The sequence below is a fragment of the Streptomyces sp. NPDC039465 genome (genome assembly GCF_055639315.1).
Genome location: NZ_JBVKAP010000006.1, coordinates 34,511 through 47,193 on the forward strand (window position 1 = coordinate 34,511; position 12,683 = coordinate 47,193).

10 protein-coding genes are annotated in these 12,683 nt (G+C 70.8%); 3 read left to right on the forward strand and 7 right to left on the reverse strand.

Features of this window, described 5'->3' with window-relative positions:
• Window positions 1–17 precede the first annotated feature (17 nt).
• Both pruA and ACZ7LT_RS20640 read right to left on the reverse strand, forming a co-directional pair.
• A complete protein-coding gene (pruA, locus tag ACZ7LT_RS20635) occupies window positions 18–1,649 on the reverse strand; it encodes an L-glutamate gamma-semialdehyde dehydrogenase (protein ID WP_471237510.1) in 1,632 nt (543 codons plus the stop codon).
• A 34-nt stretch (window positions 1,650–1,683) separates the two neighbouring features.
• On the reverse strand, window positions 1,684–2,610 hold the full coding sequence (locus ACZ7LT_RS20640) for a proline dehydrogenase family protein (protein ID WP_471237511.1): 927 nt from the start codon (window positions 2,608–2,610) through the stop codon (window positions 1,684–1,686).
• Between the two features lie 173 nt (window positions 2,611–2,783).
• On the opposite strand from ACZ7LT_RS20640, the gene ACZ7LT_RS20645 reads away from it, so the two are divergent.
• The 3 genes from ACZ7LT_RS20645 to ACZ7LT_RS20655 are packed head-to-tail and all read left to right on the forward strand — an operon-like array spanning window position 2,784 to window position 6,560.
• A complete protein-coding gene (locus ACZ7LT_RS20645; RefSeq protein ID WP_471237512.1) occupies window positions 2,784–4,211 on the forward strand; it encodes a PucR family transcriptional regulator in 1,428 nt (475 codons plus the stop codon).
• A 28-nt stretch (window positions 4,212–4,239) separates the two neighbouring features.
• The gene (locus ACZ7LT_RS20650; protein WP_471237513.1) at window positions 4,240–5,391 is read left to right on the forward strand and encodes a DUF1266 domain-containing protein; all 1,152 of its coding nucleotides are present in this window, start codon (window positions 4,240–4,242) and stop codon (window positions 5,389–5,391) included.
• Entirely contained in the window at window positions 5,382–6,560 is a 1,179-nt protein-coding gene (locus ACZ7LT_RS20655) for a DUF1266 domain-containing protein (protein WP_471237514.1), read from the forward strand. The genes ACZ7LT_RS20650 and ACZ7LT_RS20655 overlap by 10 nt, the downstream gene beginning before the upstream one ends.
• 29 nt (window positions 6,561–6,589) lie before the next feature.
• Here the strand turns inward: ACZ7LT_RS20655 and ACZ7LT_RS20660 are convergent, their stop codons facing one another.
• From ACZ7LT_RS20660 to ACZ7LT_RS20680, 5 genes are all read right to left on the reverse strand, one after another.
• Entirely contained in the window at window positions 6,590–7,165 is a 576-nt protein-coding gene (locus tag ACZ7LT_RS20660; RefSeq protein ID WP_471237515.1) for a TetR/AcrR family transcriptional regulator, read from the reverse strand.
• 73 nt (window positions 7,166–7,238) lie between these two features.
• Window positions 7,239–8,828 (reverse strand): phosphoglycerate dehydrogenase, encoded by a 1,590-nt coding sequence (gene serA, locus ACZ7LT_RS20665; protein ID WP_471237516.1) that lies wholly within the window; start codon window positions 8,826–8,828, stop codon window positions 7,239–7,241.
• 237 nt (window positions 8,829–9,065) lie between these two features.
• A complete protein-coding gene (gene ilvC / locus ACZ7LT_RS20670) occupies window positions 9,066–10,067 on the reverse strand; it encodes a ketol-acid reductoisomerase (protein WP_019889676.1) in 1,002 nt (333 codons plus the stop codon).
• A gap of 122 nt (window positions 10,068–10,189) precedes the next feature.
• Window positions 10,190–10,714, reverse strand: a complete 525-nt coding sequence (ilvN, locus tag ACZ7LT_RS20675; protein ID WP_019889675.1) for an acetolactate synthase small subunit — start codon at window positions 10,712–10,714, stop codon at window positions 10,190–10,192.
• A gap of 18 nt (window positions 10,715–10,732) precedes the next feature.
• On the reverse strand, window positions 10,733–12,619 hold the full coding sequence (locus tag ACZ7LT_RS20680) for an acetolactate synthase large subunit (RefSeq protein ID WP_471237517.1): 1,887 nt from the start codon (window positions 12,617–12,619) through the stop codon (window positions 10,733–10,735).
• Between the last annotated feature and the right edge of the window lie 64 nt (window positions 12,620–12,683).

The window sequence follows — 12,683 nt, forward strand, 5'->3', positions numbered from 1 at the left end:
CAGCGGTGACGGACGCGTCAGCCCATGTGGGGGTACGTGTAGTCCGTCGGCGGCACCAGCGTCTCCTTGATGGCGCGGGTCAGCGTCCAGCGCATCAGGTTCTGCGGGGCGCCCGCCTTGTCGTTCGTACCGGAGGCGCGGCCACCACCGAAGGGCTGCTGGCCCACGACGGCACCGGTCGACTTGTCGTTGATGTAGAAGTTGCCCGCGGCGAAGCGGAGCTTCTCCATCGTGTACGCGGCCGCGGCGCGGTCGTTCGCGATCACGGCGCCGGTCAGCGCGTAGTCGGAGACCGACTCCATCTGCTCCAGCATCTCGTCGTACTTGTCGTCCTCGTAGACGTGCACCGCGAGGAACGGGCCGAAGTACTCGGTCGTGAAGACCTCGTTGGCCGGGTCGGTGCACTCGACGACCGTCGGGCGGACGAAGTAGCCGACCGAGTCGTCGTAGGTGCCGCCGGCCACGATCGTGCAGCTGTCGTCGGCCTTGGCCCGGTCGATCGCCGCCTTGTTCTTGGCGAACGCGCGGTCGTCGATGACGGCGCCGATGAAGTTCGACAGGTCGGTGACGTCACCCATCGCCAGCCCGTCGACCTCGGCCGCGAACTCCTCCTTGAAGCCCGAGTTCCAGATGGAGGCCGGGATGTACGCACGCGAGGAAGCGGAGCACTTCTGGCCCTGGAACTCGAAGGAGCCGCGGGTCAGCGCGGTCTTCAGGACCGCGCGGTCGGCGCTCGGGTGCGCGACGACGAAGTCCTTGCCACCCGTCTCACCGACGATGCGCGGGTAGGAGCGGTACTTCTCGATGTTGTTGCCGACCGTCTTCCACAGGTGCTGGAAGGTCTTGGTCGAACCGGTGAAGTGGATACCGGCCAGGTCGCGGTGGTTCAGGGCCACCTCGGAGACGGCGATGCCGTCACCGGTCACCAGGTTGATGACACCCTTCGGCAGACCGGCCTCCTCCAGCAGCTCCATGAGCAGCACGGCGGCGTGGGTCTGGGTCGGGGACGGCTTCCAGACCACCACGTTGCCCATCAGGGCCGGGGCGGTGGGCAGGTTGCCCGCGATGGCCGTGAAGTTGAACGGCGTGATCGCGTAGACGAAGCCCTCCAGCGGGCGGTGGTCCAGACGGTTCCAGACACCCGGGGAGTTGGCCGGCGGCTGCTCGGCGAGCAGGTCACGGGCGTAGGCGACGTTGAAGCGCCAGAAGTCGACGAGCTCGCACGGGGTGTCGATCTCGGCCTGCTGGGCGGTCTTCGACTGGCCGAGCATGGTGGAGGCGGCCAGCGTCTCGCGCCAGGGGCCGGCCAGCAGCTCGGCGGCGCGCAGGATGATCGCGGCGCGGTCGTCGAAGGACATGGCGCGCCAGGCCGGGGCCGCGGCCAGGGCGGCGTCGATGGCGTCCTGCGCGTCCTGCTGGGTGGCGGCGGCGAAGGTGCCGATGACGGCCTTGTGGTTGTGCGGCTGTACGACGTCGACCCGCTCGCCACCGCCCATGCGCTTGACGCCGTTGATCGTCATCGGGAGGTCGCGGGGGTTCTCGGCCAGCTCCTTGAGCTTGGCCTCCAGTCGGGCGCGCTCCGGGGAACCGGGGGCGTAGCCGTGGACCGGCTCGTTGACCGGGGCGGGGACCTTGGTCACAGCGTCCATGAGGTCTGTGTCTCCTTAGGGGGTCGGGGGGAGCTCAGCCCTTGGTGAGGATGGAGCGGGCGAAGAAGAGGAGGTTGGCCGGCTTCTCCGCGAGGCGGCGCATGAAGTAGCCGTACCAGTCGGTGCCGTAGGCCGTGTAGACCCGCATGCGGTGGCCCTCGGCGGCCAGGCGGACGTGCTCGTCGCTGCGGATGCCGTAGAGCATCTGGAACTCGTACTCGTCCAGCTTGCGCCCGGCGCGGCGGGCCAGCTCCTGGGTGATGGAGATCAGGCGCGGGTCGTGGGACCCGATCATCGGGTAGCCCTCGCCCTCCATCAGGATCTTCAGGATCCGGACGTATGCCTTGTCGATCTCGGCCTTGTCCTGGATGGCGACCTCGGCGGGCTCCTTGTAGGCGCCCTTCACGATCCGCACGCGGCTGCCGTTGGCGGCGAGCCGGCGGGCGTCGTCCTCGGTGCGGAAGAGGTAGGCCTGGATGACGCAGCCGGTCTGCGGGAAGTCCTTCCGCAGCTCGTCGTGGATGGCGAACATCGAGTCGAGGGTGGTGTGGTCCTCCGCGTCCAGGGTGACCGTGGTGCCGATCGCGGCGGCGGCCTCGACGACCGGGCGGACGTTGGCGAGGGCCAGCTCGTGGCCGCCCTCCAGCGCCTGGCCGAACATGGACAGCTTGACGGACATCTCGGCCTTGGTGCCGTAGTCCAGATCCTTCAGGCGCTCGATGAGCTCCAGGTAGGCGTCGCGCGCGGCGTAGGCCTGCTCGCGGGTGGTGATGTCCTCGCCCACCACATCCAGGGTGACCTCAAGGCCCTTGCCGATGGTCTCGATGACGATCGGGACGACCTGATCGACGGTCTCACCGGCGATGAAGCGGTCGACGACCTGCTTGGTCCCAGGGGCGGCCGACACGAAACGGCGCATCTTTTCGCTGCGGGACGCGGCGAGGATCACGGGACCCAGCACGGGGCACCTCCACGGAACAGGGGTTGAAGGGGGCCGAATCCAAACAAACCGGAAACAGCACGGAGAACCACCGTGAAACCTAAGGATCGCTCCGATCCTCGGCCATCGACAGCTGTCACGCATCCGTGGCCGAGATCTCAGACATCTGTCTGAAGGGGTGCGAGAATGTGCGCGTGAAGGGCGATTACCAAGAGCTGGTGGACGAGATCTCGGCGCTCCTGGGCGCCCCGGCCACCCTGGAGAACCGGGACTTCGGGCTCATCGCCTTCGGCGCCCACGACAGCGACGACGACCTCGCCATGGATCCGGTCCGCACCCGGTCGATCCTCACCAGGAAGTCGACGCCCGCCGTCCGCGCCTGGTTCGAGGGGTTCGGCATCACCCGCGCCACCGGCCCGGTCCGTATCCCCGCCGCCCCGGACGCGGGCGTCTTCCGGGGCCGCATCTGCCTGCCCGTACGCCATCGGGGCATCGCCCTCGGCTACGTCTGGCTGCTCGACGCCGAGCCGGGGCCCTCGCCCGGCCGCCTCGACGCGGCGATGGAGGTCGCCGCCCGGATCGGCGGGCTCCTCGCGGAGGAGGAACAGGCCGGCACGGAGCTCTCCCGTGAGCTGCGGGCGGCGCTGACGGCCGAGCGGGGCTGGCAGTACGACATGGCGCTCACCGCCCTGCGCACGGCCCTCGGCCCCGGCGCGGACGGGCTGCACGCGCTGGTGTGCGTGGCCCCCTGGCCGGGCGAGGACCCTCCGTCGGTCCGTACGGCCCCGGGCGCGGCGGCGCTGTGTACGGTCCCGTGGCCCGGGCCGCCGGGCCACGACCCGGGGCAGGCGACGTACGGAGCGGACGCCGGGGGCGGCGGGACGGATCCCGCAGGGCGCGCCTCCCGGGGCCCCGGCGCCTCGGGAGCCGACGCCGGGCGCGGCGGCACACGCGCACCACGGAGCTCAGGCGCCACGGAGGCCGGGCGCGGCGCACGCGGGTCGCGGGGCCCGGGCGCCTTGGGATCCGACGCCGGGCGCGGAGCCCGACCGGGGGCCCGGGCGTCCGGCGGGGCGGCCGCGGACGCCGGGCGCGAGGCGGCCCGGGGGGCCGGAAGCGGTGGGCACGCGCTGGCCGCGCTGATCCGGTTGCGGTCCGCCGACGTCCTCTCCCCCGCCGTCACCGCGGCCGGGCGGCTGCGGGAGACGGCCGACGGCGGCGCGGCGGGCATCGCCACGCCCCGGCACGGTCTGGGCAGCCTCGACCTGGCCTGGCGCGAGGCGGGCGCCGCCGCGCGGGCCGCGCTCGCCGAGCCCCGGCTCGGCCCCGTCGCGGAGTGGTCCGGCATCGGCCCGTACCGTCTGCTCACCGCCCTGCCACCGGCCCCGGACGACCCGGCCGTCGGCCCCCTGCTCGCGCCCGCGCACACCGAACTGGCCCGTACGGCCGAGGTGTTCCTCGACCACGCGGGCCAGGCGGGCCGCACGGCGGCCGCCCTCGGCATCCACCGCCAGACCCTCTACTACCGCCTCTCGCGGGTCGAACAGCTCACCGGCCTCGACCTCGACCAGGGCGAGGACCGCCTGCTGCTGCACATGTCCCTCAAGGCCGCCCGACTGTGACCGCCGGTCAGCTCATAAGATCGTCCCCATGCATGCGGGGGCGGTGACAGGCGGGGCCACGGCCGGTGAAGGACTGCTGTACGAGGCGGCGGCCCGTGGGGACGAGGCGGCCGTGGTCGACGCGCTCTCGCGCGTCCGGCTCTATCAGCTCGTCCCACGGCTGTATGCGGACACCCCCGGTTTCACCCCGCGTCCGGCGCCCCAACGCGACGAGGCGTCACGCCGCACCGTCGTCCCCGTCCTGACCGAGGGCATGCTGCCCGCGTGGCATCCGGAGTGGGTGTTCCAGCAGACCACGCTCGACCGGCTCGCGCAGTCCTGGCCCGACAACAAGTGGCGGCTGGCGGTCAATCAGGACACCCCGTACGCCACCACCCTCCGGGCCCGGCCCGCCGACCGCCAGAAGTGGCTGGCGGCCGCCGCGCGCTCCGGCGGTCCGGCCCAGGTCCGGCTGGTCACCCACGGCGGGGGCCATCTCCTCGGACCGGTCGCCCACGGGCTCGCGCTCGGCGCCCATCTCGCCGTCCTCAACGGCCTGCTGTGGAACACGCTCGGCGCCGTCTACGAGGACTACTGGACCGACCGCGCACGGCTGCGCCGCCCCTGGGGCGTCACCACCCGCGCCGGCTACCGCGCCACCCTCGACAGTCTGATCGCCACCCAGCTCGTCGGCCGCGTCCCCGAGTCCCTCCTGCGGGCCCGGCGGACCCTGACCGTACGGCTGAAGCGGGCGCCCACGCACGAGGAGTGGTCCCGCGGCGTCGCGGAGAGCCTTGGCCGGCACGGCGCGTCGGGCGAATCGGTGCGGGAGGCGGGTGAGTTCCTGCGCCGGATCGCTCATTACGAACAGCGCTTCCGCGCGGACGGGGTCCTTCCGCCCGACGGGCGGGTCGACACCCTGGCCGCCTTCGACCACGGCCGCGCGGTCAACGTCGTACGGCTCGCGCTCGGCGCGCGCCTGTGCGATCCGGCCGAGGCCGAGCAGGCCGTGCTGCGGATCGCCGAAGCCGCCCGCCCGCTGTACGGCTCGTGGGAGGAGTTCTCCCTCGGCTACGTCCTCACCCGGCTGATCCACTTCGACGAGGGCGACCCCGAGGAGATGTACCGCGAATCCCTGGCCATCCACCGCGCCCTGACCCACGACCCCGCGAGCCCCTACCGGAACATCCCATGGTCATGAACCCGCAGCACCACGGCATCGCATACGGCACGCCCTGGATACCGCCCTCGGAGACCGAACACCTGCTGTACGAGGCGGGCGCACGCGGCGACCTGGAGACCCAGCTCCGGGTCCTGGCCGGGACGACCCTCTACATCCTGGCCCCCAAGGCCGAGGTCGACGCGGCCCCCGACATGGTCACGTGGCGCGCCGGCATCACCGAGACCCGGCACCACGTCCGCCCGGTGCTCACCCGCGGCATGCTGACGCCGTGGCACCCCGATTGGGTGTACCACAGCGTCTCGCTGAAGTGGATCGCCGAGTTCCACTGGCGCGATCCGCAGCAGCTGCTCGCCGTGAACAGCGGCACCCCGGCCCAGCTCCTGCTCCAGACGACGCCTCAGCACCGCGCGCTGTGGCTGCGGTACTACGCCGAGAACGACAAGGCCGCCGCGGACCGGCTGCTCGCGCTGCGGCACGGCGCCCTGCACGGGCCGCTCGCCTACGGCCTGGCCTGCGGCGCCCATCTCGCGATCAGGAACGGCGTGCCGTGGAACGAGGTCGGCACGGCCTACCTGGGCTACAGCGACGAGCTCGAAACACTCCGCGACTCCTGGGGCATCACCGACCGCGAAGGCTGGCAGGAGCAGCTGACGGCCCTGCTGGAGGCGCGCAACAGCCCGGCGGAGCCCGACTACACCCTCCGGGTCCGTGAGGGCCTGCGGGCGCGGTTCGGGGAGCTGCCCTCGCCCGACCTGTGGCGCGAGACGGCCGCGGGTCACGTCCAGGACCTGGGCGCGGGACCCGGGGCCGTCCGCCACATCGAGGAGCTGGTGCGCCGCATCCTGCGCTACGAGGCCCGGTTCCGCGCCGACGGCCTGCTGCCCCCGGACGGCAGGGTCCGCACCACCGTCGCGTACGACTACGGACGGGCCGTGAACCTCGCTCGCTGGGGCCTGTCGGCCCGCTTCTGCGCCCCGGCCGAGGCCGAGCAGGCGATCGTCCACGCGGGCGCGCTCAGCAAGGCGTCGTACGGCTCGTGGGAGGAATTCTCCGCCGGGTACGCGCTGGGCAGGGTGCTGCGCTTCGACGAGGAGGAGTACGGCCGCTTCTACGAGCAGAACGTCACCGCCCACCGCATCCTGTCGGAGCACGAGGGCAGCCCCTGGCGGCACATCCCCTGGCGCTGAGCCCCCCTCACGGAGTCCCCCGGGCGGGGTCAGCCCTTCTCCCCCATGATCACCTTCAGCCCCTCGGTGAGGTCCGCGGCCGAGGGGGCCGTCTCCGGGTCCACCATCCACTGGATCATCACCCCGGCGACGAGCGCCTGGCACAGCAGCCCGGCGACCCGCGCCTTCTCCGGGTCGGCCGCCGGGTCGATGCCGAGGAACGCCTCGGCCATTCCGGTGCGGCCCTCGCGCTGCGGCTCCTTGAGGGCCTCGCGCAGCTTCTCGTCGGTGTCGAGCCGGCTGACGATCTCCATCTGGAGCTTCCAGACCGGGCGGCTCTCGTCGAAGGCGGCGATGACCTTCTCCCACAGCCCCTCGAAGCGCTCGTACGGGTCGGCGGGCCGCGACGGGCCGTCCTGCGCGGCCGGGCCCACGGCGTTGCCCCACTCCTCGGTGACGGCGAGGAAGGCCTGATTGAGCAGGGCTTCCTTGGAGCCGTAGTGGTAGCCGATGGAGGCGAGATTGGTGCCGGAGGCCGCCACGATGTCCCGGGCGGTGGTGCGGGCGTAGCCCTTCTCCAGCAGGCAGCGCTTGGCGCCTTCGAGCAGATCTTCGCGGTGTCCCATGACAGCACTGTACCCGGCTCCTAGACATTCGTGTAAGACGGGCGTCTAAGAGCCGGGTACGGGGTGCTGCGGGTCAGACCAGGTTCACCGAACGGGCCGAGGTGGCACCGATCTCGGCGGCGAGCTCGGCCAGCACGTTCGCCGGGACGGTGTCGTCCACGGTGAGGACCGCGAGGGCCTCGCCGCCCTCCTCGGCCCGCGCGACCTGCATACCGGCGATGTTGAGACCGGCCTCGCCGAGGATCCGGCCGACCGTGCCGACGACACCGGGACGGTCCTCGTAGCGCAGCACGACCATGTGCTCGGCCAGCGCCAGGTCCACGTCGTAGTCGCCGATGGCGACGATCTTCTGGAGGTGCTTGGGGCCGGCGAGCGTGCCGGAGACCGAGACCTCCTCGCCGCCCGAGAGTGTGCCGCGCACGGTGACCACGTTGCGGTGGTCGGGCGACTCGGAGCTGGTGGTCAGCCGGACCTCGACGCCGCGCTCCTGGGCGAACAGCGGCGCGTTGACGTACGACACGGTCTCGTCGACCACGTCCTCGAACACGCCCTTGAGCGCGGAGAGTTCGAGCACCTTGACGTCGTGCTGGGTGATCTCGCCGTACACCTCGACGTCGAGGCGGACGGCCACCTCGCCGGCGAGGGCGGTGAAGATCCGGCCGAGGCGCTCGGCGAGCGGGAGACCCGGCTTCACGTCCTCGGCGATGACACCGCCCTGGACGTTGACCGCGTCCGGGACCAGCTCGCCGGCGAGCGCGAGGCGCACGGACCGGGCGACCGCGATACCGGCCTTCTCCTGGGCCTCGTCCGTGGACGCGCCGAGGTGCGGGGTGCAGACGACCTGGTCGAGCTCGAAGAGCGGGGAGTCCGTGCAGGGCTCCTTCGCGTACACGTCGAGGCCCGCGCCGGCGACCCGGCCCTCCTTGAGGGCGGAGTACAGCGCCTCCTCGTCGACGATCCCGCCGCGCGCGGCGTTGACGATCCGGACGCTCGGCTTGACCTTGTGCAGCGCCTCGTCACCGATCAGACCGACCGTCTCGGGGGTCTTGGGCAGGTGCACGGTGATGAAGTCGGCGGCCTCGAGGAGCTCGTCGAGGGAGAGCAGCTTGACGCCCATCTGGGCGGCGCGCGCGGGCTGGACGTAGGGGTCGTACGCCACGATCTTCATGCCGAAGGCGGACATGCGCTGGGCGACCAGGACACCGATGCGGCCGAGGCCGACGACGCCGAGGGTCTTCTCGCTCAGCTCGACGCCCGTGTACTTCGAGCGCTTCCACTCGCCGTTCTTCAGGGCGGTGTTGGCCTGCGGGATGTTGCGCGCGGTGGCGACGAGCAGACCGCAGGCGAGCTCGGCGGCGGTGACGATGTTGGAGGTCGGCGCGTTGACGACCATCACGCCGGCCTTGGTGGCGGCGGAGACGTCGACGTTGTCCAGACCGACGCCGGCGCGGGCGACGACCCTCAGCTTGTTCGCGGCGGCGATGGCCTCGGCGTCGACCTTCGTCGCGGAGCGGACCAGAATCGCGTCCACGTCGACGATGGCGGGCAGCAGTTCGGCGCGGTCCGCGCCGTTGCACTGCCGGATCTCGAAGTCCGGGCCCAGCGCGTCGACGGTGGCGGGCGACAGCTCTTCAGCGATGAGTACGACAGGTTTCGAGCTCACGTGAGTCCTCACAGGTCCAGTGCGGACGGCCGTCCCGACGGCCGCAGGCGGTGGAGGGGGCTTGCCGCGTGAAAGCGCACGACGCTGTGGGCCTGACGCGAATGTTGTTGAGCAGTGTAGTGCTGAGACAGCGCACTTCATGCGCCTCGTTGGCAGGATCACCCGTCCGTGGTTGGACTGGTTGTCCAAGGAAGGGCGACGGGGCCGGACACAGTGTCCGGCCCCTGCCCTTGAGGCTTACGCCTCGTCGTTGTCCACCCAGCTCATGAGCTTGCGCAGCTCCTTGCCGGTGGTCTCCAGCAGGTGGTTCTCGTCCTGCGTCTTGTACTCGTTGTACTTCTTCAGACCGCCGTGGTACTCCGCCATCCACTCCTTGGCGAAGGTGCCGTCCTGGATCTCGGCGAGGACCTTCTTCATCTCGGCCTTGGTGGCGTCGGTGATGATCCGCGGGCCGGTGACGTAGTCGCCCCACTCGGCGGTCTCGGAGACCGACCAGCGCATCTTCTCCAGGCCGCCCTCGTACATCAGGTCCACGATCAGCTTCAGCTCGTGGAGGCACTCGAAGTAGGCGATCTCCGGCTGGTAGCCGGCCTCGGTCAGGGTCTCGAAGCCCGCCTTGACCAGCGCCGCGGTGCCACCGCAGAGGACGGCCTGCTCACCGAACAGGTCGGTCTCCGTCTCCTCCTTGAAGGTGGTCTTGATGACGCCGGCGCGGGTGCCGCCGATGCCCTTGGCGTACGAGAGCGCCAGCGGGAAGGCGTTGCCGGTGGCGTCCTGCTCGACGGCGGCGATGCACGGAACGCCGCGGCCCTCCTCGTACTGGCGGCGGACCAGGTGGCCCGGGCCCTTCGGGGCGACCATGGCGACGTCGACACCGGCCGGCGGCTTGATGAAGCCGTAGCGGATGTTCAGGCCGTGGCCGAAGAAGAGGGCGTCGCCGTCCTTCAGGTTCGGGGCGATGGACTCCTCGTAGACCTGGGCCTGGATCGGGTCCGGCACCAGGATCATGATGACGTCGGCCTCGGCGGCGGCCTCGGCGGGCGTCACGACACGCAGACCCTGCTCCTCGGCCTTCGCCTTGGACTTGGAGCCCTCGTGCAGACCGACCCGCACGTCGACACCCGAGTCACGGAGCGACAGCGCGTGGGCGTGGCCCTGGCTGCCGTAACCGATGACCGCGACCTTGCGGCCCTGGATGATGGACAGGTCGGCGTCGGCGTCGTAGAACAGCTCGGCCACTGGGAATCTCCTTGGTGTGCTGATGTTGCGTCCCACCGTACGGCGGGGAATGGGAGGGAAGTTTTTGGGTCTCGCCAGCCGGACCGCCGGACGGGCCGGCGGTTGACGTCTGACGTCGAGGGTCAGGCGCTGCGGTCGAGGGCCCGCAGCGAACGGTCCGTGATGGACCGGGCGCCACGCCCTATGGCGATCGTTCCGGACTGCACGAGCTCCTTGATACCGAACTGCTCCAGCATCTTGAGCATCGCGTCGAGCTTGTCGCTCGAACCGGTGGCCTCGATGGTGACCGCCTCGGGCGAGACGTCCACGGTCTTGGCGCGGAACAGCTGGACGATCTCGACGATCTGGGAGCGGGTCTCGTTGTCGGCGCGGACCTTCACCAGGACGAGCTCGCGCTGGATCGCGGCGCTGGGCTCGAGTTCGACGATCTTCAGGACGTTGACCAGCTTGTTGAGCTGCTTGGTCACCTGCTCCAGCGGCAGGTCCTCGACATTGACCACGATGGTGATGCGGGAGATGTCGGGGTGTTCGGTGACACCGACCGCGAGCGAGTCGATGTTGAAGCCACGGCGGGAGAACAGCGCGGCGATCCGGGCCAGGATGCCGGGGGTGTTCTCGACCAGGACCGAGAGCGTGTGCTTGGACATGTCTCTTTCTGCTCTCTCTCAGTCGTCTTCGTTGTCGCCGAAGTCGGGGCGGACGCCGCGGGCGGCCATGACCTCGTCGTTGGAGGTGCCGGCGGCGACCATGGGCCAGACCTGGGCGTCCTCGTGGACGATGAAGTCGATGACGACCGGGCGGTCGTTGATGGCGTTGGCCTCGGCGATGACCTTGTCCAGGTCGGCCGGGTCCTCGCAGCGCAGGGCGACACAGCCCATGGCCTCGGACAGCTTGACGAAGTCCGGGACGCGGGTGCCCTTGCGGGGCGCCTGGCTCGCGCCGACCTGGGAGCCGGTGGTGTGGTGGCCGGTCTCGTCGGCGTGCAGGACGGTGCTGGAGTAGCGCTCGTTGTAGAACAGGGTCTGCCACTGGCGGACCATGCCCAGCGCGCCGTTGTTGATGATCGCGACCTTGATCGGGATGCCGTTGAGCGCGCAGGTCACGAGCTCCTGATTGGTCATCTGGAAGCAGCCGTCGCCGTCGATCGCCCAGACCGCGCGGTCCGGCATGCCGGCCTTGGCGCCCATGGCCGCCGGGACCGCGTAGCCCATCGTTCCGGCGCCGCCGGAGTTCAGCCAGGTGGCCGGCTTCTCGTAGTCGATGAAGTGGGCGGCCCACATCTGGTGCTGGCCGACACCGGCCGCGAAGATCGTGCCCTCCGGGGCGAGCTGGCCGATGCGCTGGATGACCTGCTGCGGGGCGAGGCTGCCGTCGTCCGGGGTCTCGTAGCCGAGGGGGTAGGTCTCGCGCCAGCGGTTGAGGTCCTGCCACCAGGCGGTGTAGTCCCCGGCGTTGCCCTCGCTGTGCTCGGCCTGGACGGCTTGGACCAGGTCGGCGATGACCTCGCGGGCGTCACCGACGATCGGGACGTCGGCGGCGCGGTTCTTGCCGATCTCGGCCGGGTCGATGTCCGCGTGGACGATCTTGGCGAACGGGGCGAAGCTGTCCAGCTTGCCGGTGACGCGGTCGTCGAAGCGGGCGCCGAGGGCGACGATCAGGTCGGCCTTCTGGAGCGCGGTGACGGCGGTGACCGAGCCGTGCATGCCGGGCATGCCGACGTGCAGCGGGTGGCTGTCCGGGAAGGCGCCCAGCGCCATCAGCGTGGTGGTGACCGGCGCGTTGGTCAGCTCGGCGAGGACCTTCAGCTCGGCCGTGGCACCGGCCTTCAGGACGCCGCCGCCGACGTACAGGACGGGCCGCTTGGCGCCCGTGATCAGCTTGGCGGCCTCGCGGATCTGCTTGGCGTGCGGCTTGGTGACCGGGCGGTAGCCGGGCAGGTCCAGGACGGGCGGCCAGCTGAAGGTGGTCTTCGCCTGGAGGGCGTCCTTGGCGATGTCGACCAGGACCGGGCCGGGGCGGCCGGTGGAGGCGATGTGGAACGCCTCGGCGATCGTCTTGGGGATGTCCTCGGCCTTGGTGACCAGGAAGTTGTGCTTGGTGATCGGCATCGTGATGCCGCAGATGTCCGCCTCCTGGAAGGCGTCCGTACCGATGGCCTTGGAGGAGACCTGGCCGGTGATCGCGACCAGCGGGACGGAGTCCATGTGGGCGTCGGCGATCGGGGTGACCAGGTTGGTGGCGCCGGGTCCGGAGGTCGCCATGCAGACGCCGACCTTGCCGGTGGCCTGGGCGTAGCCGGTCGCGGCGTGGCCCGCGCCCTGCTCGTGGCGGACCAGGATGTGACGGACCTTGGTGGAGTCCATCATCGGGTCGTACGCCGGGAGGATGGCGCCGCCGGGGATGCCGAAGACGGTGTCGGCCCCCACTTCCTCGAGAGAACGGATGAGGGACTGCGCGCCCGTGACGTGCTCAACGGTGGCGGAGGGCTGTCCGCCGGTACGGGCCCGCGGCTGCGGATGGTGGGCCCCGGTGGCCTGCTCGGTCATCGGCATTCTCTTCTCGAAGCTGAGGGTTTTCGCTGAGGGTTTCGCGAGGTTTTAGCTGGTTTTGACGAGT